Origin of the sequence: Marinobacter sp. (genome assembly GCF_033722735.1) — a bacterium.
In the GTDB taxonomy this organism is placed as follows: Bacteria; Pseudomonadota; Gammaproteobacteria; order Pseudomonadales; family Oleiphilaceae; genus Marinobacter.
The window spans coordinates 1-26,602 of record NZ_JAWVYN010000033.1 but is presented as its reverse complement, the minus strand read 5'-3'; the positions used below and the strand labels follow the sequence as shown (position 1 = coordinate 26,602).

General features: G+C 61.9%; 28 protein-coding genes. 11 read left to right on the top strand and 17 right to left on the bottom strand.

Annotation, left to right across the window (positions count from 1 at the left end):
* Window positions 1-387: 387 nt before the first annotated feature.
* Window positions 388-771, bottom strand: a complete 384-nt coding sequence (locus R3175_RS17020) for a hypothetical protein (RefSeq protein ID WP_318945538.1) — start codon at window positions 769-771, stop codon at window positions 388-390.
* Window positions 772-954: 183 nt separating this feature from the next.
* Here R3175_RS17020 and R3175_RS17015 point away from each other — a divergent pair, with 183 nt between their 5' ends.
* Window positions 955-1,821: a hypothetical protein gene (locus R3175_RS17015; RefSeq protein WP_318945537.1), complete on the top strand. Its 867-nt coding sequence runs from the start codon at window positions 955-957 to the stop codon at window positions 1,819-1,821.
* 4 nt (window positions 1,822-1,825) lie between these two features.
* On the opposite strand, the gene arfB is transcribed toward R3175_RS17015, so the two are convergent.
* From arfB to R3175_RS16975, 8 genes are all read right to left on the bottom strand, one after another.
* Window positions 1,826-2,236: an alternative ribosome rescue aminoacyl-tRNA hydrolase ArfB gene (gene arfB, locus R3175_RS17010; RefSeq protein WP_318945536.1), complete on the bottom strand. Its 411-nt coding sequence runs from the start codon at window positions 2,234-2,236 to the stop codon at window positions 1,826-1,828.
* A gap of 15 nt (window positions 2,237-2,251) precedes the next feature.
* Window positions 2,252-2,899, bottom strand: coding sequence for a 5,6-dimethylbenzimidazole synthase (gene bluB / locus R3175_RS17005; protein ID WP_318945535.1), 648 nt, complete (start codon window positions 2,897-2,899; stop codon window positions 2,252-2,254).
* 22 nt (window positions 2,900-2,921) lie between these two features.
* Window positions 2,922-3,086 carry a DUF3012 domain-containing protein gene (locus tag R3175_RS17000; RefSeq protein ID WP_318945534.1) on the bottom strand — a complete coding sequence of 55 codons (165 nt, stop codon included), beginning with the start codon at window positions 3,084-3,086 and terminating at the stop codon, window positions 2,922-2,924.
* A 111-nt stretch (window positions 3,087-3,197) separates the two neighbouring features.
* A complete protein-coding gene (locus tag R3175_RS16995) occupies window positions 3,198-5,231 on the bottom strand; it encodes a hypothetical protein (protein ID WP_318945533.1) in 2,034 nt (677 codons plus the stop codon).
* Window positions 5,232-5,321: 90 nt separating this feature from the next.
* A complete protein-coding gene (locus R3175_RS16990) occupies window positions 5,322-6,596 on the bottom strand; it encodes a carboxylate--amine ligase (protein WP_318945532.1) in 1,275 nt (424 codons plus the stop codon).
* 161 nt (window positions 6,597-6,757) lie between these two features.
* Window positions 6,758-7,126 carry a DUF393 domain-containing protein gene (locus R3175_RS16985; protein ID WP_318945531.1) on the bottom strand — a complete coding sequence of 123 codons (369 nt, stop codon included), beginning with the start codon at window positions 7,124-7,126 and terminating at the stop codon, window positions 6,758-6,760.
* A 69-nt stretch (window positions 7,127-7,195) separates the two neighbouring features.
* Window positions 7,196-7,621: an MAPEG family protein gene (locus tag R3175_RS16980; RefSeq protein WP_318945529.1), complete on the bottom strand. Its 426-nt coding sequence runs from the start codon at window positions 7,619-7,621 to the stop codon at window positions 7,196-7,198.
* 87 nt (window positions 7,622-7,708) lie between these two features.
* On the bottom strand, window positions 7,709-8,617 hold the full coding sequence (locus R3175_RS16975) for a LysR family transcriptional regulator (protein ID WP_318945527.1): 909 nt from the start codon (window positions 8,615-8,617) through the stop codon (window positions 7,709-7,711).
* A gap of 116 nt (window positions 8,618-8,733) precedes the next feature.
* Between R3175_RS16975 and R3175_RS16970 the strand changes: the two genes are divergently transcribed.
* The gene (locus tag R3175_RS16970) at window positions 8,734-9,174 is read left to right on the top strand and encodes a DoxX family protein (RefSeq protein WP_318945525.1); all 441 of its coding nucleotides are present in this window, start codon (window positions 8,734-8,736) and stop codon (window positions 9,172-9,174) included.
* 76 nt (window positions 9,175-9,250) lie between these two features.
* Here R3175_RS16970 and R3175_RS16965 read toward each other — a convergent pair whose 3' ends face one another.
* The gene (locus R3175_RS16965) at window positions 9,251-9,643 is read right to left on the bottom strand and encodes a thioesterase family protein (protein WP_318945524.1); all 393 of its coding nucleotides are present in this window, start codon (window positions 9,641-9,643) and stop codon (window positions 9,251-9,253) included.
* Between the two features lie 263 nt (window positions 9,644-9,906).
* Between R3175_RS16965 and R3175_RS16960 the strand changes: the two genes are divergently transcribed.
* Window positions 9,907-10,542: a DUF1326 domain-containing protein gene (locus tag R3175_RS16960; RefSeq protein WP_318945523.1), complete on the top strand. Its 636-nt coding sequence runs from the start codon at window positions 9,907-9,909 to the stop codon at window positions 10,540-10,542.
* Window positions 10,543-10,550: 8 nt separating this feature from the next.
* Window positions 10,551-11,324: a DUF2182 domain-containing protein gene (locus tag R3175_RS16955; protein WP_318945522.1), complete on the top strand. Its 774-nt coding sequence runs from the start codon at window positions 10,551-10,553 to the stop codon at window positions 11,322-11,324.
* Here R3175_RS16955 and R3175_RS16950 read toward each other — a convergent pair whose 3' ends face one another.
* The 4 genes from R3175_RS16950 to R3175_RS16935 form a co-directional block, all read right to left on the bottom strand.
* A complete protein-coding gene (locus R3175_RS16950; RefSeq protein WP_318945521.1) occupies window positions 11,325-11,963 on the bottom strand; it encodes an MBL fold metallo-hydrolase in 639 nt (212 codons plus the stop codon). It lies immediately after the preceding gene.
* 109 nt (window positions 11,964-12,072) lie between these two features.
* On the bottom strand, window positions 12,073-13,866 hold the full coding sequence (locus R3175_RS16945; protein ID WP_318945520.1) for a DUF4153 domain-containing protein: 1,794 nt from the start codon (window positions 13,864-13,866) through the stop codon (window positions 12,073-12,075).
* A gap of 77 nt (window positions 13,867-13,943) precedes the next feature.
* Window positions 13,944-14,621, bottom strand: coding sequence for a YoaK family protein (locus tag R3175_RS16940; RefSeq protein ID WP_318945519.1), 678 nt, complete (start codon window positions 14,619-14,621; stop codon window positions 13,944-13,946).
* A gap of 61 nt (window positions 14,622-14,682) precedes the next feature.
* The gene (locus R3175_RS16935) at window positions 14,683-15,714 is read right to left on the bottom strand and encodes a GlxA family transcriptional regulator (RefSeq protein WP_318945517.1); all 1,032 of its coding nucleotides are present in this window, start codon (window positions 15,712-15,714) and stop codon (window positions 14,683-14,685) included.
* Window positions 15,715-15,837: 123 nt separating this feature from the next.
* Between R3175_RS16935 and R3175_RS16930 the strand changes: the two genes are divergently transcribed.
* Together R3175_RS16930 and R3175_RS16925 are read left to right on the top strand one after the other, a co-directional pair.
* Window positions 15,838-16,737 carry an alpha/beta hydrolase gene (locus tag R3175_RS16930; protein ID WP_318945516.1) on the top strand — a complete coding sequence of 300 codons (900 nt, stop codon included), beginning with the start codon at window positions 15,838-15,840 and terminating at the stop codon, window positions 16,735-16,737.
* A 130-nt stretch (window positions 16,738-16,867) separates the two neighbouring features.
* Entirely contained in the window at window positions 16,868-17,965 is a 1,098-nt protein-coding gene (locus R3175_RS16925) for a transporter substrate-binding domain-containing protein (protein ID WP_318945515.1), read from the top strand.
* Here R3175_RS16925 and R3175_RS16920 read toward each other — a convergent pair.
* Both R3175_RS16920 and R3175_RS16915 read right to left on the bottom strand, forming a co-directional pair.
* Complete coding sequence (locus R3175_RS16920) at window positions 17,927-18,481, bottom strand: C40 family peptidase (protein ID WP_318945514.1); 555 nt, start codon at window positions 18,479-18,481, stop codon at window positions 17,927-17,929. The genes R3175_RS16925 and R3175_RS16920 overlap by 39 nt on opposite strands.
* A 37-nt stretch (window positions 18,482-18,518) precedes the next feature.
* Window positions 18,519-19,349, bottom strand: coding sequence for a helix-turn-helix transcriptional regulator (locus tag R3175_RS16915; RefSeq protein WP_318945513.1), 831 nt, complete (start codon window positions 19,347-19,349; stop codon window positions 18,519-18,521).
* Window positions 19,350-19,511: 162 nt separating this feature from the next.
* Here R3175_RS16915 and R3175_RS16910 point away from each other — a divergent pair, with 162 nt between their 5' ends.
* From R3175_RS16910 to R3175_RS16900, 3 genes are all read left to right on the top strand, one after another.
* Complete coding sequence (locus tag R3175_RS16910; protein WP_318945512.1) at window positions 19,512-20,987, top strand: alanine/glycine:cation symporter family protein; 1,476 nt, start codon at window positions 19,512-19,514, stop codon at window positions 20,985-20,987.
* Window positions 20,988-21,059: 72 nt separating this feature from the next.
* Window positions 21,060-22,454, top strand: a complete 1,395-nt coding sequence (locus R3175_RS16905; RefSeq protein ID WP_318945511.1) for an aspartate ammonia-lyase — start codon at window positions 21,060-21,062, stop codon at window positions 22,452-22,454.
* Window positions 22,451-23,479: a type I asparaginase gene (locus R3175_RS16900; protein WP_318945510.1), complete on the top strand. Its 1,029-nt coding sequence runs from the start codon at window positions 22,451-22,453 to the stop codon at window positions 23,477-23,479. Before R3175_RS16905 ends, R3175_RS16900 begins: the two co-directional genes overlap by 4 nt.
* 80 nt (window positions 23,480-23,559) lie before the next feature.
* Here the strand turns inward: R3175_RS16900 and R3175_RS16895 are convergent, their stop codons facing one another.
* Window positions 23,560-24,045, bottom strand: a complete 486-nt coding sequence (locus R3175_RS16895) for a hypothetical protein (protein ID WP_318945509.1) — start codon at window positions 24,043-24,045, stop codon at window positions 23,560-23,562.
* Window positions 24,046-24,314: 269 nt separating this feature from the next.
* Between R3175_RS16895 and bla the strand changes: the two genes are divergently transcribed.
* Entirely contained in the window at window positions 24,315-25,211 is an 897-nt protein-coding gene (gene bla / locus R3175_RS16890; protein WP_318945508.1) for a class A beta-lactamase, read from the top strand.
* A 230-nt stretch (window positions 25,212-25,441) separates the two neighbouring features.
* Window positions 25,442-26,161, top strand: coding sequence for a transposase (locus R3175_RS16885; RefSeq protein ID WP_318945507.1), 720 nt, complete (start codon window positions 25,442-25,444; stop codon window positions 26,159-26,161).
* Window positions 26,162-26,602: the final 441 nt, after the last annotated feature.

Below are 26,602 nucleotides of genomic sequence, written 5' to 3'. Positions count from 1 at the left end.
TCGTTGTTCCTGGGTCAGTTGTCGGTATCCCATCACTGCTTCACTTTGGTCGGTAAAGCGAATGAGGGTACCGGCAGCGGCCCTCCTTCCTCTACCTCGTTATCCCAAAGTGCTGCGGTTATTATCTGAATTCAGGATCAGAAAAGTCCTTTCCTGCTGAGACGAGCAAGGAAATCCCGAGCAGCGTAAGAGATTCGCAATAAAAGGTAAACTTTCCGATCTTAGTTCTCCAAAAAGCTCCTGTTCGGATTAGACCATCATTAATTGCTGACTTCGCAAACACGGAATATAAAAATGTGGCAGTTATATTTCCCTCTAATGAAGCATTCCGAAAACTAATCAACGCATTATATAGGGATTTTCCATCATTTTTTTCCTTATAAATGGTCAGAAGCCGCATCGCCATCGAAAGGTCATGATAAATAATAGACCTTTTTTAAGGTGCCTGTAGAACTCATCAACTTCATTTTCACTGAACTCAATATCATTGAGCGGCGATTCTATAAGCACCTCTCCGAGTAGGGAAAGGCTTTTAGCAGTGCCTGCAGCCTGCTCGCCCTTTATTATGTTTTTTACCTCAACTTCATTAAATAATGCCATCCCCGACATATTCCAAAGAGTTTTTGCCAACTCCAAATGCCTTGGCAGGGCGTCATATATATCGCCGTTTTCAAGAAAGCTAACAATCTTGGGTCGCCCCATAACCCCTAGCGCCAACATTTCCGCATGTAAAATGTTGCTATCAAGTATTCGCTTTCTCAGTTCATCCATAATTTTTAGGGTTAACATCCATTGGAATTAGGAAATGGTACTCTGGTACCGATTTTTTCTCCATTACCTCCGCCACAGCTTCCCGCCGGGATACGCCCGCACCGGCCCGAGCAGCTATATTGAACAGACCGGGCGGCCGATATACTGACCGAAACCTGCTGACCCCCTTAGCCGACCATTGCCATGCTACGTTGTCTGACCCTACTACTGCTGCTGCAAATGCCTGCCCTGGCAGGCGCGGCGGAGTTTCGGGTGGGGTTGCTGCATGGGGATGCGGAGGTGTTCGACTACGAGCTGTCGGTGCTGCGGCTGGCCCTGGCCCATGCCCCTGGCGAGCATTCCCTGCGGGTGGTGCCGTTACCCGATGCCACCCAGGAGCGGGTGTTCAGTCTCCTGGATTCGCCCAACGCCCCGATCAACCTGTTCTTCAGCGGTTACAGCCCGGAACGGGAGCGACGTCTGCTGCAGGTCAACGTGCCACTGACCCGGGGATTGTTGGGCTACCGGCTGTTTCTGGTAAAGGCGTCGCGGGTTCAGGAACTGTCTGAGATTACCGATATCGAGACGTTGCGACGCCACGCCATCGGCTCCGGTATCGGCTGGCCCGACAACAACATCCTGGCGGTGAACGGCCTGAAACTGGTGACCAGCCGCTACGACAACCTGTGGCGGATGCTGGAGATGGAGCGGTTCGATCTGTTTCATCGGGGGGTGCAGGAGATCTACACCGAACTCGATCGGCCGCAGCGGTCCAACCTGGCGGTGCTGCCCGGGGTGGCGGTGGTGTTTCCGTTCGACTATTTCTTCTACGTCTCCCGGCAGCGGCGGGAACTGCACGATATCCTGCTGACCGGGCTGCGCAATGCCTACCAGAGCGGCGCCTTCATGGCCCATTTCCGCTCCCATCCGGCAATCAGGGAGGCCCTGGCACGGGCCCAACTTGAGGAGCGGACACTGATCCCCCTGCAATTGCCAGAGACCTACCAGAGCCTGACGAAGATTCCGGCCCGTTACTGGTACCGCAAGAAGTCACTGGCCCAGCACCACTGAGCCGCTACAGCACCTTGCCCCGGAGCGCCTTGACCTTGCCCCGCTGGGTCTTCTTGTCCACCCGTTTGCGGCGGGCAGACTTGGAGGGCTTGGTGGGCCGGCGTTTCTTCTGGGTTTTCACTGCCTCCTGGATCAAGGCCTTCAGACGCTCCAGGGCATCGTCCCGGTTCTGCTCCAGGGTGCGGTAGTTCTGGGCCTTGATCACCACCACGCCGTCCTTGCTGATGCGCTGGTCGGACAGCGCCATCAACCGCTCCTTGTAGAACGGCGGCAGGCTGGAATGGAGAATGTCGAATCGCAGGTGTACCGCGCTGGCCACCTTGTTGACGTTCTGCCCCCCCGGCCCCTGGGCCCGGACCTGGGTGATCTCGATTTCCCAGCTGGCCAGCTCGACGGCGTTGGAGATCTTCAGCATGGCGACACCCGGTTCTCAGTCAAAACGGTCCCAGTGCAGGGCCAGGTCCAGGGGCTTGCGCCGCTCCCACTGCAGCTTCTCCAGTTCCGGCTGGTCGTGGAACTGCTTGACGTAGCCCAGGCACAGCCAGGCCACCAGCTTGTGGTCTGCCGGGGCCTGCAGGATGGTTTTCACGTCCTGGGGGTTGAGGATGCTGACCCAGCCCATGCCCACGTTTAGCGCCCGGGCCATCAGCCACATGTTCTGGATGGCGCACACCACACTGTACTCGCCGGTTTCCCGGATGGTGGTCTGGCCCAGCACCGGCCCGGAAGAAGGCTTGTAGAACACCGCCACGTTCAGCGGCGCCTCCAGGATGCCCTCCAGCTTGAGCCGGGAATAAAGCTGGCGCCGGTGGTCTGAGAACTGGGCCTCGGCCTTGCGGTTCTCGGCCTCAAAGCTGTCCGCCACCCGGCGGCGCACGGCAGGGTCCCGCACCAGCACGAACTCCCAGGGCTGGGAGAAGCCCACCGACGGCGCCAGGGTGGCCGCCCGCAGGATCTGCTCCACCACCTCCGACGGCAGTTCGTCGGGCAGGAAGTTGTTGCCCCGCACATCCCGGCGGTGCAGCATGATGTCCGTCAGCAGCTGCTGGTCCGTACTGTTGAAGAGTTTGTTGTTCATCGGCGTCGGGGCGGCCTGGGGATCAGCGGAAGACGCAGTGCTTGGCGTAATCACCGGCCTCGTTGGCGGTCCAGTCGCCCTTCGGCTGCTCGTCCATGTCAGTACACCAGGCCTCGCTACCCACTTCCGGGGCGCAACCCGCCAGCAACATGCCCAGAGCCAACACCAGCAATCCTTTCTTGAACATCACACAGTACCTCGTTACAGGAATCTCGACAGACCGACGACCGGTCGCCTGGTTCATAAAGCAGGGATGATACGTGAGTGGGCAGCAAGTCTCGACCCCAGCCGGGGCCACTCAGGCCTCGGGGGGGGCGCCGCCCTCGGCCTGGAGTTCGGCGGCGGGCAGGCGCCCCACCCCCCAGCTCCGGCGGATGCGGTCGGTGACCGATTGCAACTGGTCGGCCGGCACGTCGGCCAGTTCCCCCCGTTCCAGGGGATCGAAATGGAAGATGTAGAGACGGGAGGCAAACTGTTCGAACGGCAACGACGCCTCGCCGAACCGTTCCCCCTTACCGGAGGTACTGACGACGATGTCGTCGCCCCAGTTCTGGCCGCTGTCGTTGTTGGGGTTGAAGAAGTACACCCGCATGTCTTCGTCCGGGTCCAGGGCCACCCGCAGGATGGTGATGGCATGCCAGCCAATGAAGCGGGCGGCGCTGTCGGTAATGGCAATGCCGGCCGGCTGCGGATGGATCACCGGCTGGTTACCGTTATAGAAAGGGTGGTAGCTGGCGTAGAAGTGACGCAGGAAGCCCTCCAGGTCGTCCATCAACCCGGTGTTGACGTCCACATTGATGCGGAAGCCCCGGCCGGCCCACCAGCCGTGGAACTCGGGGTTGATCCACTGGTGGGGATCGCCGTCCCGGTCGGCACAGCGGCGGCCCATCTCGGCGTAGATCCGGTCCAGGTGGGGCACCACCACCAGCGACACCGGGTCCAGGTCCAGTGCAATTTCGGCCGCCACGCCGGAAACACTTTCCCGCGAGGAAATAGGCTGGCCCTCGAAGTGGATGATGATCTCATCGTCCCGGGCGGCCCAGGCCACCATCTGCAACAGGTAGTCCGGGTCGTTGTAGGCCCACATCGACAGTGCCCGGGCCGACTGGCAGGTGGGGTTGTTGCCCTGGCCCACGCCCAACGGCAGCCCCAGCATGCACAACACCCCTTCCATCAGTCGCGCCTCGGCGGACGGCGAGGGCCCGTACATCAGCGACAGACGCTGACGGCAGTGCTCGGAGATTAGCAGCGACATCTGCCGCCACAACGCCGGTGCCACCGGCGGCTGATACAGGATGCCCCGTTCCAGCATCAGGGCCAGGCCGTAGATCGCCTGGGCGGTTTCCGGGTGCACGCACATGTCGATGATCGCCCGGATCAGCTGGTCGTAACACAGCAGACAGTCGCGGCCGGTGCTGGACACCCCCAGCGCCTCCGCCAGCAGGTGATCGCTGTGGTTCAGCAGGTAACGCAGCAATACTGAATGGTAGGGGGACACCAGGCCGGTATCGTGCATGGAGCGGGCGAAGCCGGTGGCTTCCGATTGCAGCGCCGCCTTGTCCATCGACTGCAGCCGTTCCAGATAGACCGCCACACCCGGGTCTTCCCGGCAGGCATCGGTGGTGCCGAACAGGCTGCTCACCAGCCGGTCGGCGCCCTGGCCGCTCACCCCCAGATCGATGGTCGGGTCGGCCCGGCAAATGGCGATCTGGGTGACCATCCGCTTGACCCCATCCACCTGGATCGGCCGCTGGCGCAACATGCGCCAGATCTCCTCGATCAGCCGGTCGATGATGTGTTCGTAGCCGATGCGATCGGCCAGGTGCCGCACCAGGGCCCGGCTGGCCAGGGCCATCCGCCCCTGTTGGGTGCGCTCGGCCTCGCTGGGGGTACCAAACAGCAGGTCCAGGTTGATCGCCAGCACCTGGGTCAGGTAGTGGTGGGCCTGCTCCGCGGAGACACCCGCATGGTAGTAGTGGCCCATCGCCACTGCCAACAGGCGAAGTTCGCTCAGCGCTTCGATAATGACGGTGTCCGGCTCGGCGCTCTTCAGGGAAAAGGGGGTCAGGGATGGAATCAGAATCTGGGGATAGGCCCAGTCGGAGCCGGCGAAGATGCCGGCCTCTTCCAGCGCCTGGGCCCGGCGTTCCAGCACCTCACAGCCACCGTCCAGCAACAGCAACCGCTTGGCGGTGTCCAGTACCCGTCTCATCTTGCCGGATTTGGCAAACGGCGGGGCCTGGGCCATCAGCTGCACAGCGTCGTCGAGCTGGGCCGAGAGTCTGTTCAGTTTGGCTTCGTGCTCACCAGGGTTGGTTTCAGGCGTAGTCAAACCGACTCCTCGTTCTTACGGAGTTGCTGGCCGGGGAACCGGCCCTCGTGTTGACGGGCACCCAGGCGGTGAATTTACGGGAGACGCTAATTATACATAGAAATCCAGCTCCTCCTGATGCTTGAGCAGGTCCCGCATCACATGGGGGTCCTCACCGAAGAAGTACACCAGGCCCCAGTGGGTGCCGAAGGCGGTGCGCTTGGTAACGGTTTCCTCCATCGGTGGTGTCAGCTCATGAGACTCGAAATAGGGGTGATCCTCGGTTTCCTCCGGCATCTCCAGCCGGCTCACCACCCGGCGGCGGGGATAGACACCGAAACAACCGGCAACCCCTTTGGCGTCCACCACTTCCCGCGGGAAGAACTCGGTGATTTCCTCCTCGGTGGTCTTGGGATCGAAGGCCAGGATCAGGCCCTGGTAGGCGTTGAAGCCATAAGCCCGCTCCAGCAGCTCGAACACCTTGAACCCCGGCGGCCGATACGCCACCTCACCGAAGTACATTTCGCCGTCGCTGGTGACGAAGTACTCCGGGTGGACAAAGCCGAATTCGATGTCGAAAGTCTTGATCAGCTTCTCGATCTGCACGCGAATCTGGTCCCGGTATTTCTCCAGTTCCGGGGTCGCCGGCACGAACACCGAATAGCCCAGGGTGACGTACTCCGAGATATTGAGGAAGCGGATCTTGCCGTTGTGAATCCAGGCTTCCACGGCGAATTCCCAGCCGTCGAGATGGGATTCCATCAACACCGGGAACTCCTCCTCGGGAATGCTATCTACCTCGTCCGGGGTTCGAATCACCCGGTGACCCAGGCAGCCGGCCTTGTCGAAGGCCTTGAGGTGAATCGGGTCGTTGGGGTCGCCGTCAAGCTTGAGCAGGGTCTGGTTGACCCGCTTGAGGAAGCGGATCACGTCTTCCTTGTCGTGGGCCTCCTCGAAGATGCCCACCCGGATACCGCCGAGCTGGGCCCGCCGCTTCATCAGTGCCTTGTCCCGCAGTAGCATCGCCTGCCCCAGCAGGCGGGGATTGTTGAGCAGCACGGAATTGATGGCGCCGGCCCACTCCACCGTTTCCTCGAATAATGGAATGGCCACGTTAACGCCCATGTCCTTGAGGGTTTGGGCGATTTCCATGGAACGATCGTTGAGCCGCTCGAAGTTCCAGGGCACGTAGGGAATGTTGTTTTCCTTGCAGTAGGCCTCGGCCCAGTCTGGGGCCACCACCACGTAGCGCCGGTCGAAGTTCTCCGCCGCTTCCACGGCATTCAGGCTCCATCCCAACAGGGCTACATAGCCCTTGTCGGGATTGCGGGGCCGTTTCTGCCACCGGGCCCCTGGGTCGTCGGGTGTTGCCTGGTACTGTGCCATACGCAATGCCTCCTGGCTGCAAAGGGTACTGTTCACCCTTAAGTGGTAGTTCACGAGACCGAGTGCAGCAACCTTTGGCGGCCAGCAACAACCAGCCACCACCCCAGGGCTCATGGGGGATTGCCAGGCTTTTAGACCAATTCGAAATAAAAAGCAGACAGCTAGATTCGTTCGGAATGGGCCAGCCGTCGCAGCACCCAACGACGATAGCACCAGGACAACAGGGGACGAATGACCGGCAGCCCCATCAGCCAGGCCAGCGGCCGGTACCGGGGTATTCGTTGTAACAACAGGATGTAGGCATCCAGCTCCCGATAGATGCGGCCGGAGGCGTCACGGACATGGAGCTGGCGCAGGGCTAGCTCCGGATCAATGCCCTCGACCCGCAACTCGGCCTCACGACCGGTGATGTCAAACCAGACCACGTCCCCGCCGGTGGCAGCGGCTTGCCGCTCATACCAGCGCCGATCCTCGACACAGCGGGGACAGGCACCGTCGTAATAGACCGTCAGAGCTGGTTGGTCCGCCATGGAGCCTCCGCCATTTGCGGCTGATCATCCAATGTCATGGTGGCTCAGCCGGTGCGGTCCCCGCAAGGGTCAGAACAGGGCGCGAGCGGCGTTGACGGTCAGCCCGATCAGCGTCAGCGAGGACACGGCAAACAGCACAAAACGCACTTCAATCTTGTTGACCAGTGCCTGCACCAGGCTGTGGACCACCCGTAAGCCCACATAGGCCCAGGCCAGCACCAGATTCACCCCGTCCCCCTGGCCCAACAGCGCCAGGGTCAGGGCGATGGCGTAGAAGATGGTCGGCTGTTCCATCAGGTGGTTGTAGTTGTCGGCCTTCCAGCGCACCCGGGCGGGCAGCCGGTTCATTTGCTCGCCCCGGGGTGCCTGGGGGTCGGGCACCATGTGGGCCCGTTTCATCGCCGGCAGGCGGGTGACGTACATCCACAGCCACATGGCCAGGGACCAGGCGACTAACGCAACCACCGGGGCAAGAATGGGACTGGACATCGGCATGAACACACCTCACACGAGACCTTGGACCAACCTTCGAAAACCCGACGTTAGCGAATTTTCCCTTAAAATCACACCATTTCATGCATTTTAATGAGTTTCGCCGGCGATCTGCGCACACACCGCCTGCAGCGACTCCGCCAGCGCCCGGGTCGCCGGGCCGGCGCTGTCCCGGTCGGCGAACACCAGGCTCAGGGGCTCATGGCGGGAACCTCCCTCGGCCAGGTTCAGGCGCTTGAGGGTGCCGTTGGCGAGTTCTTCCTCAATATGCAGGCGGGGTAGCCAGGCAAACCCCAACCCCTGGCAGACAAACTGAATGGAGGTCTTCAGGTGGGACACGGTCCAACGCTGTTCGGCCCCCAGCCAACCGGCATCCTGCTTGCGTTTGAGACCGGAGTCCCGCACCACAAACTGGCGGTAACGCTGGAGGTCCCGCAGGGTCAACGAATCTTCGGCCCGGGCCAGGGGATGATCGCGGTGGGCCACCGCCATGAACTCCTGCCTGATCAGCTCATTGCCCAGGAAACCGGGTGGCGGCCTATGGGTAATGGCCAGGTCGGCTAAGCCCTGGAGCAGGGCCTCCTGGCCACCGGACAGCACCGATTCGATGATCTGCACCCGGGTGGACCGGCTCTGGGGGACGAACCGTTCCATGGCCTCGCTCAGCAGGTGCGGCGGAAAGATCACATCTACCGCCAGCCGCACTTCCGGCTCCCAGTCCTGGGCCAGGTTGAGGGCCAGCCGCTCCAGGCTCTTCATGTCATCCAGCAGGCCACGGGCCCGGCGTAACAGCACCTGACCCGCGTCGGTAAGCTCCGCCTTGCGGCCGCGTACGGTCAGCACCTCCACCGGCAGTTGGTCCTGCAGGGCCTTGAGGGCATAGCTGACGGAGGACTGGCTCTTGTTAAGGGCTTCCGCCGCCCGGGCGAAGCTGCCCTCGTCCACCACCGCGGCCAGTACTGCCCAGTGCTCGAGGGTTGTGCGGGGCAACAGGTTCATGGCGCCTCCCAATCAATCGGATTTTCAGATCATTATCTCCTTATAATTGCGCCATTCAAACAGAAAATTGATTGTATTCTGGCGTCATTCCAATGAACGAACACGGAGAACACAACATGACTGCATCCATCATCAAACAGGCCCTGTCCACCAACGCCGGCTTCGGAGCCCTGGCCCTGCGCATTCCGGCGGGCATCATCTTCATGGCCCACGGCGCCCAGAAGCTGTTCGGCTGGTTCGGCGGCTACGGTCTGGAAGGCACCGGCCAGTGGATGGCCTCCATCGGCCTGGAGCCGGGCTACCTGATGGCCCTCGGCGCCGGTAGCGCGGAATTCTTCGGTGGCCTGGCGTTGCTGATCGGCCTGCTGGTGCGCCCGGCCGCGGTGGTGCTGGCCTTCACCATGGTGGTGGCAATCGTCACCGTGCACCTGGCCAACGGCCTGTTCATGAGCAACAACGGCTACGAGTTTGGCCTTGCCCTGCTGGCGATCTCGGTCTCGCTGGCCTTCACCGGTGCCGGCCGCGCCTCGGTGGACCGCGCCCTCAGCGCCGCCTGATCATCACTGAACGTAAAAGGGGAAGCCCCATCGGGCTTCCCCTTTTTTGTGCCCGCCGGTTTTAGTAGCAGGCAACTTACGTCGCCTGGTGTTCCAGCAACTGGGCCCGAATCTCCTCGGGAATTGGCTTCGACGTTTCCGTCTGGTAGTCGAAATAAATCAACACAGCGACGCCGGCGGCCACTTCCTTGCCATCCTGGAAAGCCCGCTGCACCACCTGGCAGGAGGAATTGCCCACCTTGCCGATGGTGGTTTCAATGTCGATGGGCTTGCCCCAATAGCTCTGGGCCTTCAGGTCCAACTCGATACGGGCCAGGATGAGCGGCCAGGTCTTGACGTCCAGCGAGGGATGAAACAGTTCAAACACCGGCGTGCGGGCCTGCTCGAACCACACCGGGTAGGACGTGTTGGAGATGTGGCCCAGGGCATCGGTGTCGTTGAAGCGGGGTTCAATCTGGTAATGGAACATGACTCGGGTTCCTATGCTATGTGTGCAAATCGTTGTCCGTCTTCAAAGTCGATCTGACATCAAACCACGAAGCAGGGTCAGCGGCAAAACGACTTTGGTGGCGCCACAACATCCGGGCCTTGCCGCTGGCGGACATGCCCCAAGCGAATAAACAAGGCGTTCTTGCAAAACAACCGTCTAAACAGCGCCTTTCACCTCCATGGGTTCCGAATCCTCAGCATCTATACTTCTATCACCCATTCAGCTCGTTAGGGAGACGGATCATGAACAAGGTTGATTGGCGTATCCAAGGCTTTGAATTCGTTAACTGCAACTGTGATTTCGGCTGTCCCTGTCAGTTCGTTTCGCGGCCTACTCATGGCAACTGCCAGGCGTTGGGCGCGGTGAAAATCGAGGAAGGCTACTTCGGCGACACCCGCCTCGATGGCCTGTCCTTCGCCATGACCCTGAAATGGCCGGGCGCTATCCATGAGGGCAACGGCCAGGCCCAGGCGTTTATTGACGAAAGGGCCGATGACAAGCAGCGGGAGGCCATCCTGGCGATCCTGTCCGGTGAGACTTCCGAGCCCGGGGCAACGTTCTTTAATGTGTTCGCCAGCACCATGACCAAGACGCACGACCCGGTCTTTTGCCCGATTGAAATCGAGGGCAATGTGGAAAACCGGGAAGCCACGATCAAAGTGGCCGACCTGATCGAGGCCAGCGGCAAGCCCCTCGTCAACCCGGTCACTGGTGAGGAGCATCGGGCACGGATTGATCTGCCCCATGGCTTCGAATATGACGTGGCGGAAGTGGCCAGCGGGAGTACCCAGGCACGCAAAGACATCCCGCTGGACCTGTCCGGCAGCCACAGTCACATGACCAATCTGGACATCGGACCGCAGGGCGTTTACCGCTAGGGAACCGGATGAGATCACAGCTCGGCATCCCCCAGCGGCTGTTGTCGCGGGATGTGCTCAGCACGCTGCTGGCGTTGGCGGCGATTACCTTGTTGTGCTGGTGGTACCTGGTGGACATGGCGATCGACATGAGCCGCATCCCGATGGCCGGGATGATGACGTTCCAGGCCTGGACACCGGATTATTTCGTCATGATGCTCCTGATGTGGGTCATCATGATGATCGCCATGATGGTGCCCAGCGCCACCCCCATGATCCTGCTCTATCGCCGCGTGGCCAGCTTTAACCAGTTGCCGGGTGCCAACCTGGGAACCTGGCTGTTTGTCGCCGGCTATCTAACCATCTGGACCGTGTTCAGCTTAGTGGCCACGACGCTGCAGTGGCTGTTGGAAGCGCTGGCGGTGCTCACCCCGATGATGAAGAGCCAGAATGCCCTCTTCAGCGGCGTGGTGCTGATACTGACCGGCCTGTACCAGTGGTCCCCCCTCAAGGAGGCCTGCCTGCGGCACTGTCGGGGCCCGCTGGCGTTCGTCACCAGCCATTGGCGCCCGGGGCTGGCTGGGGCCTGGCGGATGGGCCTGGAACACGGTGGTTACTGCGTCGGCTGCTGCGTCCTGTTGATGGCCCTGCTGTTTGTGGGCGGCATCATGGATCTTGCGGTGATTGCGCTGATCGCCATCCTGGTGCTACTGGAAAAGGTGTTACCCGGGGGGCGACTCCTGGCCAGGGTGCTGGGCAGCCTGGCCATCGCACTGGGGCTGGGGGTCATGCTCTGGGGTTAATCAGAGACGGTTCAGTTCAGCCACAGCATGATCCACGTGCCCGGCCCAGTCCGCCGGGTCCATTTCCTGGTAACCCACCGGCCCGGAAAAGGCGCTGGAGATCACCAGATCAGGCTCCAGTTGCCGCAGGAGCGCCAGACTGGCCAGCAGGTCGTCCCGGTTGCTGATGCCCTGGATGAATCCCGCCCGCCACTCGCTGCCGTTGGTCAGGTAGAGGGTATCGCCGGTGAACAGGTAACGCTTGCCGGTGGCGGACTGAACATAGAAACAGGTGCTGCCAGGGCTGTGCCCCGGCGTGGGAATCACCTCGATATTGCCCATGTGCATGTCCCGCTCCTCGAACAGGATGTCCGGGCGACACACCCGTTCAAAGTCCTTCTGTTCGGCGATGTGACCGCCCAGGTGGGTATTGAAGCGCCGGCGAATCATGTTGATGGACTCCCCCAGCTCGTCCCGATGGCTGAGGTACTGGCGCTCGACCCCACCCAGTTGCGCCATGCGATCCAGCTCGTAGGCGTGCCCGGTGTTGTAGAACAGCACGTTGCCCTCTTTGCGGGTGAGCAGGTAGGCGTGGGTGGTCAAACCGGGCGCGGGATTTTCCAGCTCCGTTTGCCAGAGATCGGGTTGGATCTGCTGCATAGGCTTGCCCTGTTCAGAAACACGCGTTGTCCCATGGGGTTTCTACAGACTAGCCGAATTGCCGCAGAATGCCTCAATCGCCTCAGGCCGGGCCGGTGGCGGCCTGAGGCTACTGCGCCGGTTTCGCCAGCAGCCCTCTCAGGTAATCGTTCTTCGGCGTTACCTGAAAAAAGCATTCGCCATCGGTGAATACATCTGTGTGTCGCCCCACCGGCTGCAGTTGCTCATCGCCCGTCAGCTCGAAGTGCTCGGATTCCAGACAGCCCGAACCGGAGAACGAGCCCAGTAGCACCGATATCGGTTGCCGCTCCAGATAGACCGGACCGAATACGTGATTTCTGATCGGCCGCGTGGCCACGAGCCAGTAGGTTGTAGCCGCATCCGGCCGGGCGCGGATTACCGTGCATTGCCGAGGCATGGCCAGACAGGCCAGTTCATCCCGGGCAATCCGCTTCAACAGTGCGTCGGGAATCACCGCATCGTGGGGTATCACGGCCAGCATCTCAGCGATGGCCACCGTGTCCCCGGGATCGACAACAGCAACCTGCAGCCCCCGGTTTTTCTGCTTGAGGATGGCACCAATACGATCGCCCATCAGGGAGTTCTGAACTGCCATGTCGCTGCCCTGCAAACGGCGTAATTCCCGGACGCCATACGCACCAAGTTCAAAGCGCAGATAGCCGTAGTCGAACTCCTCCTCGCTCACCGCCCCGGTCAGCAACCGATTGGCCTGGCTGGACGCGGCCCAGGCGCGCATGTCCGCCACCGGCGTGTTGACCAGTAGCAGGACCCCCGCCACCAGCAGCGCCAAGGTCTTGTTCGCCCCCTGGATAGCCGGCACGACCCGGCCCCGCTTCCAGATCACCAACACCGAATAGCTCACGGTGAAACCGGCCACCAGCAATTGGATGGTGGCGGCCCACAGGCGATCCACGGTGAGGCCATATTGCTCAATACGCAGCCCCAGGGCCCAGGCCGCCAACAGGGAAAGAAGCGGTAGCAGGGCCACCGCCAGCAAAACCAGGGCTAGCAACCAGGGTGGGTAAGCCGGCCGGTCGGGCTCACCCCCGAGTGCTGCATTGAAGAAGAACAGCAGCACCAGGGCCAACCACATCATCAGCAAGGCGGCTTGGCCGGTGTTCCAGATTTTCTCCAGTCCGGTCAATGGCAAGGCGGCGAGGAACAGCAACATGATCAGTGCCGCCAACGGTAAAAGAGCCCTGATCAGGGCTTCACACATGGACTGGACTGTGGCAATCAGACGGATCCGTTCCCGCACCAGCACCAGGCCCCAACCACCAACCAGGGCGGTCACCGGATAAACGAATAAGGGCTCCTCGAACAGCTCTTCAAAGAAATCGACACCGATCACCTTGAACAGGCCAGACCACAAGAACAGCAGACCCCAGAATACCGTCAGGAACAACGAGAGCTGGGCCAGGATCAGGGCATTCTGCCAGGACAGCTCCAGCAGTTGGCGGTACTCAAAGCGCGCTTGGCGATTGATACACCAGACCCGGAAATACAGCGCCAGGATGAACAGTGCGACACCGATGCTTACTACCAGGGCAAAAGTAAAGTACGGATCCCGGGGTAGCGGCAGGTCACCGGCCCAACTCAGCCACCCCAGATGCCAGCCTACGAAACTCAGCATAGCCGCCAATGGCACCAGCACCCAGCCATTGCGGCGATCGTCCAGTCGTTCCAGCCCCAGGTAGTAGAACAGGGGCACACCGACCGCAACGCTGTAAAAGAGAAACATCCAGCGGGGATCGGTGGCGGGCCAGTGTTCATGGTCCACTGCCAGGTGCAGGAAATAGAGAGCGAATCCCTGGATCAGCGCCAGGACAATCAATCCGTAACGGAGCTCAGGGGCCAGTCGAAATTCAGCAGCCGGGTTCACATCATGCCTCCTTAATGATGCCAGACGATCCACTGTCTTGGTGCGAGCCCGCTCCATCTGCCGGATCGTAAGCCAGGTCAGCGGGCAGGTCGAGCCGGCCCCCGACCCAGCCGGAACATCCAGTAGACCGCCGCCAGAAGCAGGGTGCCGGCGGCAGGCAGCGCCAGTGCGTTGAAATGATAATAGTGGAATGCCAGGGCTCCCACACAGCCACCGGCAATAAAGCCCAGGATCAGCAGGCAGTACAGCAGCACACGGCGCCGGTCCAGGCGGCTGCCCCGCAAACGGGCCCCCAGCATCGTACCCAGGTCGGTAAACAGTCCGGACATATGGGTGGTGCGGACAATGGCACCACTGTAGGTGCTGACCATGCCATTCTGCAGGCCGCAGGCGGCGGAAGCCAGGTAGTGGCCGGCATTGGAGCCCCGTCCCAGCACCACCATGGCCGCTAACAGCAGTCCGGCTTCGATACACAGGGCCACACTGTAGCGACGTCCCATTTTCAGCGCGACATTGCCGATCCATGCTCCACTGAGCATGGCTCCAGCCACAAAGAACAGCATGATCAACAGCAGGTGCAGGGCAACTGGAATAACCAGGTTCACCAGGGACAGGGCTATCAGGCTGGAGGTGCCGGTCAGGTGGGAAACGGCCTGGTGTTCAAACCCCAGCAGCCCGATGGCGTTGACGGCGCCAGCCACCAGGGCGAGCCAGAATCCACCAATTTCGACCCAACGGGGTAGCTTTCGGATCACAATACCAACACCAGAAAAAACCTGATGTGGCAGTGTACCTTATCCAGCGTCACCTTGCGGATCATTGGCTGAGCTCCGCCGCCTTGGAACGGGACTCCAGCGGCGTCACGTAGCTGAAGCGGCGACGATACTGCTCCATGGTGCAGCCCACGGTGCGCTTGAACAGCCGGCGAAACGAGCTGGCGTCCTCATAACCCACCTTCCAGATGATCTGGCTGGTCTGCTCGCGGCTGGACTCCAGCAGGTGCTTGGCCGCCTCGACCCGCAGTTGCTGCAGGTAGGCCAGCGGATTCTCCCCGGTCGCCTCCTTGAAGCGGCGCTTGAAGGTGCGATCCCCCAGGCTGGCGATGGCCGCCACCTCGTCAATGCTCACCGGCCCGGCGTAATGCTGCTCCAGCCAGTTCTGGGCCTTGTGCACCGCCTCATCCGAGTGGGCCCGGTGGCCGTACAGGCTCATGTAGGGGGTCTGCTCAGCCCGGCGGTGGTCCAGCACCAGCAGCTTGCTGCAGGCCAGGGCGACGGCCGGCGAGGACAGCCGTTCCACCAGGTACAGGCAAAGGTCGACGAAGGCGGTGGCCCCGCCGGCGCAGACGATCTGGCCGTTGTCCACCAGCAACTGGTCCACCTCCAGCCGCAAGCCTGGGTAACGTTGGCGGAACAGCCGTGCCGCCCGCCAGTGGGTGGTGGCCACCTGGCCCTGCAGCAGACCGGCTTCGGCCAGCACGAAGGCGCCGGTGCAGACGCTGGCCAACAGGGCGCCGCGCCCGAACGCCGCCTGCAGCCAACCGAGGACGGGACGGGTCTGGTCCAGGTAATGCGCCACCCGGTGGGGTGAGCCGATGGCCTCCACGCCGGAGCCCACCACAATCACCTCCGGGGCGAAGTCCTCGTGGTTGATGGTGGGCGTCACCACGGCGCCGCTGTACCCCTTTACCGGCTGGTTGTCGGGAGTGACGATCTGGCAGTCGAACAGCGCCTGGTACTCGGTGCCGGGCACATGGGCACAGAAATTGGCGGTGGCGAAGAAGTCCATCACTCCGTGGATGCCGGAGGCATGACACTGGGGCAAAGCCAGTACGGCGATCTTGATCACGATCATGTCCTTTTTCGCATTCAGTATGTCAAATATGACACTCCCCCGCCGTTGCGGCAAGCCCTAATCTGACCCTGTCATCCACGACGGCCCGATCCGGCCGGTACCAGGGAGGTTTTCACCATGAACATGCCCATGAGGACAGACGCCCGCCATGCCCCCAAGCCCCGGCACACGCCCAAGGCTCGGGACATCCAGCACGAGGCGCTGAAACTCGGCCTGCAACTGTATGCCCGGATTTCCCGGGACGGGGCCGCGCGCCTGGTCGAGAAACTGGCCTTCACCCCGCAGCGACTGCCGATGCCGTCCCGCTACGAGTACCTGCTGGACGAAGCCGACAGCCACACCCAGTTCCACCACGGTGCCCACACCCTGCCGGTGTACAGCTGGGGCGAGGGGCCCACCGTCCTGGGGATGCACGGCTGGTCCGGCGCCGGCATCCAGTTCGGGGCCTACATCAAACCGCTGGTCAAGGCCGGCTACCGGGTGGTGCTGTTCGACGCCCCGGCCCACGGCCGGGCCCAGGGCGAGCGCACCGACCTGTACGAAATGACCGAGGTGCTGACCCGAATCGGCCAGCAGTTCGGCCCGGTCCACGCACTCATTGCCCATTCCCTGGGCTGTCTCGCCGCCGGCCGCGCCCTGGTGGACGGCCTGCCGGCCCGGCACCTGGTGCTGCTGGCCCCGCCCGCCACCCTGTCGGCCGCGGTCGACAGTCTCGGTGCGCAACTGGGCCTGACCGACAGCGCCCTGGCGGAGCACCGGCGCCGGATGGAACGACGCTTTGGCGATGACGTCTGGGCCCGCCTGGCCCTGGAGGACCTGGCGCCGCAGCTGAGACAGCAGGGTCTGGTGGTGATCGACCGGGACGACCGTTCGGTGCCGGAGGCCCAAAGCGCCCGGGTCTACCACAACTGGCCGGACGCCCGGCTGCTGCGGACCGAAGACCTGGGCCATCACCGCCTGCTCTGGCATCCGACGGTGCTGGAGCCGGTGATCGAGTACCTCACCGACGCCCCCTGACGCCTTACACCTCACACCTCAACCATCCCAACCTGCCGCGGCTCCGGTCGCGGCCTTTTTGTGCCGGTAGGCCCGTAAGCACAAGGCGCGGGCGTTACTTTCGCCGCCGGACCGTTTACATTCGGAGGCGATGATTCGTCACACAACCGACCTGGAGACCATCATGCCCGCCGTATCGCGCCTGATTGCCGCCCTGCTGTGCCTGCTGCCCGGCCTGCTGAGCGCCGCTGAACCGCTGAAAGTGGGGGTCACCGAAGTGCCGCCGTTTGTGATGCAGACCGGCGAAGGCGACTGGGAGGGGATCAGCATGGACCTGTGGGCCGCCATCGGCGCCCGCCTGGACCGGGACTATGAGGTGGTAGCGCTGCCGTTCCAGGACCTGCTGGCCCAGGTGGAGTCCGGTGACATCGACGTCGCCGTGGGCGCCCTGACCATGACCGCCGACCGGGAAACCCGCTTCGATTTCAGCCATCCGTTCTACCAGACCGGACTGTCCATCGGCCTGCCCCGGGCGCCGGAGCAAAGCCTGCTGGGCAGCCTCAAGTCCTTGCTGAGCTGGCAGTTCGTCAGCGTGGTGGCCGCGCTGGCGGGCGTCCTGCTGGTGGTGGGGGTGATCCTCTGGCTGTTCGAACGCAAGCGCAACCCGGAGCAGTTCGGCGGCTCCACCGCCGAGGGCGTCGGCTCCGGCTTCTGGTGGGCGGCGGTGACCATGACCACCGTGGGCTACGGCGACAAGGCCCCGGTGTCCTTCGTCGGCCGGCTGATCGGGCTGATCTGGATGTTCGCCGGCTTGATCATGGTGGCCAGTTTCACCGCTGCCATCACCTCGGCGCTGACGGTGAGCAACCTGCAGAACCAGATCCAGGGGCCCCAGAACCTGCCCGGCCACACCGTGGCCACCATTGCCAACACCGCCAGCGAGGCCTACCTGAAGGATCTACGCATCCAGTACCGGACCTACCCCAACCTGACCGAAGCCATGCTGTCCGTGGCGGACGGCGACACCGACGCCATCGTCTACGACCGCGCCCTGATGCAGTACCGCAACCTGCAGCTGCCGGGGGAGCGGCTCACCATCCTGCCCGGCGTGTTCGACCGCCAGCTCTACGCCCTGGCCCTGCCCCAGGGCAGCGAGTTGCGAGGGCCGGTGTCGGAACAGGTCCTGAAGGTCACCGAGTCGCCGGACTGGTCACGGATCGTCAGCCGCTACCTCGGGCGGGACGAGTAACCGGCGGGCCTGGGAGAAGCGCGGCTGCCAGTACCGGTTGCTCAGGGAAGACTCGGTCACCCCCTGCGACGAGGAGGCGTGGATAAACCGGTCGTCGCCCATGAAGATGCCGGCGTGGCCGTTCTTGCCATTGGCATTGAAGAACACCAGGTCGCCGGGTTGCAACCGATCCCGCGCCACCGGCACGCCCATGGCAACCATGGCCTGGGTGGTGCGGGGCAGCGAGCGCCCCAGCGCCTCCCGGAACGCGGCGCGGATGAAGCCGGAGCAATCGAACCCGGCGGCACCGGTGCCACCGTAACGGTAGGGTGTGCCCTCGTAGCGCTCGAACACCCGTTGGAGGCGGACCCAGGCCTCCAACCCATCCACCTCGCCCACGGCCCGAGCCACCGGGCCATCGGCTGTGGGCATCGGACCCGGCTGGCTGGCGCAGCCGCCCAGCATCAGTACCGTGAACAGCAACGCGGTCCGGGCCGACCAGGTTCCTGCGATGACGCACCGCCCCACGCCCATCATTGTGCTTCCTCTTGCCGCGGTCGTTCAGGGAATCGTATCAGTGCCGAGCCCGGAACAGCATCTCGCCGGGCGCCATGGTGTTGCGCACCGCCTCCAGGATCGAGGCGTCGATCTCGCCGGAATCCACCTCATAGAGTCCGCACAATGCCAGCGCCTTGCGCATGCGGATATCCGGCCCCAGGTACTCGTACACCACCCTGGCACAACAGGGCATCCGCTCACTGCTGTCCGACACCCCGATCTTCAACCCGGTCAGGCGGGTGACCCGGGTGCGGAAACTGGGAAACAGGATGGTCTGGGTGATCTCATGACGGTTGAGGGTCTCGTAGTCCACCAGGAACAAGCGGTCGGTCAACAGGTGGGCCACGCCCTGGTATCGGTTGTGGCACGGCGGCTCGCCCTTCACCGGCCGCATCCGTTCGGTACGCTGGTACACCACCTGGCCGTCCCGGTCTTCCAGGCACACCAGGTTGCGGAGCAACTGGCCCGGGGAGGACATCGACAGGTAGTACTCGAAGTAGTAGCCCAGGTAGCGTTCCATATCCGCGCTGCCGGCCTGCGCCAGGTGCTCCAGGTGTTCCGAATGGCGTGACGCCGATGGCTGTGGAGCCTGACTGACCTGGGGGCGGACCTGAACCAGGCGTTCGAACTGGCTGTGGGGCAACAGGATTTCGTGCACCTCGACCCCAAAGAACTCACACAGCCGGCGCAGGGTATTGGCCGAGGGCTTGTACTGACCGCTCAGGTAGCGATTGAACTGGGGACGGTTGATGTTCAGACGCCGGCACACTTCGGCAATGGATTTGTAATAACTGCACAGCAGGCGCAGGTTCAACGCCAGGTCTTCGTGCATTGCCGCTTCTCTCATCCTCACTACCAGCCCCGTTGTCCGCACCACTTTGCACTGACGCAGTATGACGCTTAAATAGCGTCTAACTGCACCACTGTGTAATCAGAGTGACAAATTCTATCAGCCCGATCCCGTTGGTTAAATAATGCGCTCATACAACAAGAACCTGCGGAGACCACCATGTTGGACCTACTCAGCGACTTTCTCTGGGGCAAGGTACTGATTGCCCTGCTGATTACCGTCGGTATCGGCTTCACTGTCGCATCCCGTTTTGTGCAGTTCCGGTTTTTCGGGCGCATGTTCCGAATCCTCAGCGCCAGCCAGGCGTTCAAGAAAGACAAGCACGGTCATCTCAGTTCGTTCCAGGCACTGCTGTTGTCCATTGCCGGTCGTGTCGGCGGCGGTAACATTGCCGGTGTTGCTGTTGCCATCACCCTGGGTGGCCCCGGCGCGGTGTTCTGGATGTGGGTGGTGGGCCTGATGGGCATGGCCACCAGCTTCCTGGAATGCACCCTCGCCCAAACCTACAAGCAGGCGGAACAGGACGGCACCTACCGCGGCGGGCCGGCCTACTACATCGCCCGTGGTCTGGGCAGTAACTGGAAGTGGATGGCTGGACTCTATTCCATCCTGCTGCTGGTCACCTTCGGGCTGGGCTTCACCGCCCTGCAGTCCTATGCCGTGGCGACCTCTGTGGATGATGCCTTTGGCGTACCCGTGCTCTACACCGGCATCGCGCTGGCCGGCATCGTCGGTCTGATCATCTTTGGCGGCGTCAAGCGCATCGCCCGGGTGGCGGAAGTGCTGGTGCCGGTAATGGCCCTCGGTTACATCCTGCTGGCCGCAGTGGTCCTGTTCCTGAACATCGAGCGTATCCCCGATGTCATCATGCTGATCGTCAACAGCGCTTTCGGTCTGGAGCAGGTCGTCGGCGGAGGCATCGGCGCCGCCATCCTGATGGGGGTCAAGCGTGGTCTGTTCTCCAACGAAGCCGGCCTGGGCAGCGCGCCGAACGTCGCCGCCGTGGCCTACGTGCCGCACCCGGCCAACCAGGGCGTGGTGCAGTCCTTCTCGGTGTTCATCGACACCCTGATCATCTGCTCCGCCACCGCGTTCATCATCCTGCTCAGTGGCATCTATGATCCCGCCAACCTTGGCGACGTCGGCGGCGTGGCCCTGACCCAGGCGTCACTGGCCGATCACGTCGGCGACTGGGGCCGCAGCTTTGTCAGCGTGGCGCTGCTGTTGTTCGGCTTCAGCACCATCCTCTACAACTACTACCTGGGTGAGAACAGCCTCAACTTCTTCAGCACCGAGAACAGGAATCTGTTCAATGCCTTCCGTGTGGGCAGCATCGCTCTGGTGTGCTGGGGCGCGACCACCGATCTGGGTACCGTGTTCGCCTTTGCCGACGTCACCATGGGCCTGCTGGCGCTGGTTAACCTGATCGCCCTGATCGCCCTGTTCAAGCCGGGGCTGCGTATCCTGCGGGACTTCGACAACCAGCTGGCCGCCGGTATCGAACAGCCGGTGTTCGACGCCAAGCAGTTCAGGGACATGAACGTGGACGAGGCGGCCTGGGAGATCGAACCGGAGGACCTGGCCAACATCAAGCAACGCACCACGGCTCCGGCCAGTGGCGAATCCGCTGCCTAAACCTGACCGGGCCCGGCACCCCCGCCGGGCCCTTGTTCTGGCTCTTCACGCTTGCAAGGTGACCGTCACCCTATGAACACCCGTATCGAACACGATCTCCTCGGCGACCTGGCCGTTCCTGCTGACGCCTGGTATGGCATCCAGACCCAACGGGCCTTGGACAATTTCTCCATCACCGGCGTTCCGATCAGCCATTTCCCCGCGCTCATCCGCGCCCTGGCCATGGTGAAGTCGGCCGCCGCCCGGGCCAACCGGGATCTGGGCGCCCTGGCGTCTCACAAGGCCGATGCCATTATCGCAGCCTGCGACGACATCATCGCCGGAGAGTTGCATGACCAGTTCGTGGTGGACCTGATCCAGGGTGGTGCCGGCACCTCCACCAACATGAACGCCAATGAGGTGATCGCTAACCTGGCACTGGCAAAGCTGGGGCACGACAGGGGGGCGTACCAGCATTTGCACCCCAATGACGACGTCAATCGCTGCCAGTCCACCAACGACGCCTACCCCACCGCGGTTTGCCTGGCCATCCAGTTTGCTGCCGAGCCGCTGGAACAAACCATTCTCCGGCTCAAGGCCAGCCTGGAGGCCAAGGGCCGGGAATTCGCCGACTTCGTCAAGATGGGCCGTACCCAGATGCAGGATGCGGTACCCATGACCCTGGGCCAGGAATTCGAAGCCTTTGCCGTCAACCTGGGCGAGGACATCGATCGCCTGCATGAGGCCAGCCGCCTGCTGTGCGAGGTCAACCTCGGCGGTACCGCCATCGGCACCGGCATCAACAGCCATCCGCAGTATCAGGCGCTGGCGGTGAAGTACCTGGCCCAGATCTCCGGCAAGCCTATCGTCTCCGCCACCAACCTGGTGGAAGCCACCTCGGACATGGGCGCTTTCGTGCTGTTCTCCGGCATCCTGAAGCGCTTCGCCATCAAACTCGGCAAGATGTGCAACGACCTGCGCCTGTTGTCCAGCGGACCGCGGACCGGCCTGGCTGAGATCCGGCTGCCGCCAATGCAGCCGGGCTCCTCGATCATGCCGGGCAAGGTCAACCCGGTGATTCCGGAAGCGGTCAATCAGACCGCCTACCAGGTCATCGCCAGCGACCTTGCGGTCACCCTGGCGGCCGAGGCCGGCCAGCTGCAGCTCAACGCCATGGAACCGCTGATCGTCTACAATCTGCTCAATGCCATGAAAATGCTGGAGTCGGCCTGTGCCATGCTGGACGAACGCTGTATTCAAGGGATTCAGGCAAATGCGGAGCAATGCGCCCGTCATGTCGACAACTGCATCGGCATTGTCACCGCACTGGTACCGCACATTGGCTATGCCAACGCCACCCGGATTGCAGCGGAGGCGCTGAACAGCGGCTCCACCGTCCGTGAGCTGGTGTTGGCGGAAGGGCTGCTGGCGGACGCCGAACTGGACCGGCTGCTCAGTCCCCGGTCCATGATCGCGGTGGCCTCATGACCGGCCGGATCCTGATCCTGTACACCGGAGGCACCATTGGCATGGTGCCTTCCGAGCAGGGCTATGTGCCGACGCCCGGGTTCTGTAAGCGGCTGCGGGAGCAGCTCGGCCCGCTGGCCGGGCAAGTGCCGGAGTACGACCTGATCGAATTCGACCGGCTGCTCGACAGCGCCAACCTGGTCCCCGACGACTGGTGCCAGATTGCCCGACTGCTGCAACAGCACTGGGCGGACTACGACGGCTTTGTGGTGCTGCACGGCACCGATACCATGGCCTATACCGCCTCGGCGCTGTCCTTCATGCTTCAAGGCACGGACAAACCGGTGATCCTGACGGGTTCGCAGATTCCCTTGAGCCAGTTGCGTAACGATGGCTTGGACAACCTGGTGACCGCCCTGCTGCTGGCAACCAGTGGTGATATCGCCGAAGTGTGTGTTTACTTCAATGGCCGTCTGCTGCGGGGCAACAGGGCTCGCAAGGTCCGCACCACCGGTTTCGATGCCTTCGACTCGCCCAACTGCCCCTGGCTGGGCCAGGCGGGTATCCACATCGAACTGCGCCACGACCTGTTGCTGAAACCGGGCCGCCCCCAGTTCCAGATTCCGGACCTCGACCCGGCCACGGTGATGATCCTAGGCGTATACCCCGGCATGCCGGCGCGACTGCTGACAGCGGCTCTGGACGACGAGCGGGTACGGGGGTTGGTACTGCAGACCTACGGGGTGGGCAATCCTCCCGATGCCGACCAGGCCCTGATGGACACCCTCGCCACCGCCATCGCCAAGGGCGTGACCGTCCTCAACATCACCCAGTGCCCCGAGGGCGCAGTGAGCCAGGGCGCCTACGCCACCGGCACCACCCTCAATCGCCTCGGCGTGATTTCAGGGGGCGACCTCACCCCGGAAGCAGCATTCAGCAAGCTCCATGTCCTGCTGGCACAGGGACTGACCGGCGAAACCCTGCGACAGGCGTTGACCCGGCCACTGTGCGGAGAATGCGCCGAGCCGACTGGTGATTCGGCCTGAGGCATGCGACATAGAGGGCAGACAGGTTCGAATCTGAACCGGAGCAAGTCCGGCGGTTATTGTTGCGCTGGAAGATGACGCTACGCCAACATGATGCCCATTCGTCCGTCGTGATGACTTTCAATACACCATCGAAACTCCCTGCTGATAATCCAGGTATCGAAGTCCTGATCCAGCAGCAGTGCGGCAACCGCTTCCACATCAACGAGCGATATCAAAACTGCCGGTCGATCCGCGTTGCTCCAGATAACCGTCACCGGGCCCGGTTCCAGGCCAGCGGCGTTGATGAGCTGCGTTAAAAGTTCAGGTCGCTGCGCTTCCGATTCCCAACGATACTGGATGGTTTGATCGGCCAACGCCCAATCTATCCCGCCCCAGCGGTTCACAGGGAATTGGTCGCAGACCCATTCCCAGGATGTGTCGGCAAGCTCCAACCGGAATTCAATACCTTGGGCGTCCAAAGCCGCCGTAAGATCGGCAATCAACGCTGCGCGGGCGTGCGCCTCCGCGCCGGTTTTCAACCTTTCTCGTTTCTTTTCCAGCTCAGTACGACGTTCGTTATCCACCAATCGAATTCCTGAATGAGAAAAAACCTGGGTAGTCCTTTGTCTTTGATTAGGTTGGAGGCCTGGCAAGGATAGCGTATCAGGCGGTTCCCGAACCAAAGGAAAGGTATTGAAAATGGGGCGGATTGTGACATGAGCACGCGGCTGCCACATTTGAAACACATTTCATCACACCCCAACCGCGATCCGGTCCGCCAGTCAGGCTAAGCTGTCTTCCCAGCCCCCGTCCACATTGATCGAGACTTTCACAGGTTAAGGAGAAGACCGAGATGACTTTTCGACTGGCTCAGGCACTGACTCCGGTAGTTGCCCTGTTAATCGTGAACAGCCCGACATTGGCGCAAACCGTTACAGATCGCTCGAAAGCATTCATTGAATCGATGGCCGCATTGGAAGCAACCAATGGCGGTCGCCTGGGAGTGGCCGTGCTGGATTCGTCGACAGGTGAGCGGCTTGGCTACCGCGTCGACGAACGCTTCGCCATGACCAGCACCTTCAAGTGGGTGCTGGTCGCTGCGGTGCTATCCAGGGTAGATGCTGGTGAGGAGTCGCTGGACCGCGCCATCCGATACGACGAAAGCGACGTCCTGGCCTACGCACCCATTACCCGGCAGCACCTGGCGGCAGGCGAGATGACGGTGGCAGAGTTGTGCGACGCGGCCATTCGATACAGCGATAACACCGCCGCAAACCTGCTTCTGGAGACTCTCGGGGGGCCAGAGGGACTGACTGAGTTCATGCACTCGGTGGGTGATGACGTCTCCCGGCTGGATCGTTACGAACCGGCGCTGAACACCAACCATCCCGACGACGAACGCGATACCACCACGCCCTCCGCCATGCTGGGCATCATGCAGACCGTGCTACTGGGTAACACCCTGTCCGGGCCGTTGAAAAGACTGTTGCACACTTGGCTGATTGGCAATACCACCGGCGATACCAAGCTCCGAGCCGGACTCGATCCGGACTGGATCGTCGGCGACAAGACCGGCGCCGGCGAGCGGGGTGCAAGCAATGACGTGGCAATTATCTGGCCGGAACACGGCGGGCCAATCCTGATCGCGGCCTACTACACCGATTCGACACTCCCCGCTGCGACACGCAATACGGTTCACGCCGAGATAGGGCGATGGGTGGCTCGAGCCTTTCGGATCAGAAACAACTGATGGAGCTTTGGTCCGATTACAAGCGCCTAAGTGCGTTGTATACACACCTACCGCCGGAACCGGGTCTCCAGCACTACCGCCGAATTAGATCAATGGATCAATGGATCAATGGGGTCAGTGGATCAATGGGGTCAGGGATCAATGGGATCAATGGGGTCAGAGTATTTTGATCCCAAAGCAAAACCCCCATATCATCCCACGCGGATTCAATCTCGGAAAAGGACTTCCAGATGGCTCGCTTACCACGCCCTTATCTGCCTGGGTGCGCTCAGCACATCATCCAGCGCGGCAACAACCGGGCGGCTTGCTTCTACGAGGAAGCCGACCACAGCGTCTACTTGGCCTTTCTGAAAGAGGCGGCTGCGACATACCAGGTCGCCATTCATGCCTTTGTGCTGATGACCAATCATGTCCATCTCCTCGCCACCCCTCAGAATGAAACCGGTACCCCCCGGATGATGCAAGCGCTGGGTAGGCGTTATGTTCGCTACTTCAATCATACCCATCGTCGGACCGGCACACTGTGGGAAGGCCGCTACAAATCGACCGTGGTGGATACCGAAACCTACTTGCTGACGGTCTATCGCTACATCGAACTTAATCCCGTTCGGGCGGGGATGGTAGAGCATGCCTCCGAGTACCCCTGGTCGAGCTACCAACACAATGCCGTTGGAAAGGAGGTGCAGCTGATTACTCCGCATGCACAATACCAGGCTCTGGGAAACACACCCTCAGAACGCCAGGCGAACTATCGATCGTTATTCAAGGGAAGAATGTTGGATCGCGACCTCACAGAGATCCGAGAAGCAACAAACAAGGCGTGGGTGCTGGGTAGTGATTCTTTTAAACGACATTTTGAGGTTGTCAGCGGACGGCGTGCCATCGCTGGGAAGCGGGGCGGTGATCGGCGATCCGCGGCATATAAAGTGGCCATGGACCAAGGACTCTGACCCCATTGGTCTGGGAAGCGGGGCGGTGATCGGCGATCCGCGGCATATAAATCGACCATGGACCAAGGACTCTGACCCCATTGGTCCATTGGTCTGGGAAGCGGGGCGGTGATCGGCGATCCGCGGCATATAAATCGACCATGGACCAACGACTCTGACCCCATTGGTCTGGTCCGCATTGGTCCATATTGGCAGGGAGGGACCACCACAACCTACGGTTGCGGTAGGTTGCTGTTGCCTGTTGACTACGGCTGGCTAATGGGTGTCCCGGTTTTCGGTTATTTGAACCTGAATTCAAACAATAAGTGCAGCACCGCTCGTTTGTAGTGCTCCGGAATATTCACCCCAGAACACCTCTGCCGGTGTCCGATACCCCAGTCGTGTCCTGGGGCGATTATTGAGCTCATCGACGACACGATTCAGTGCTCGCGGACTGACCTT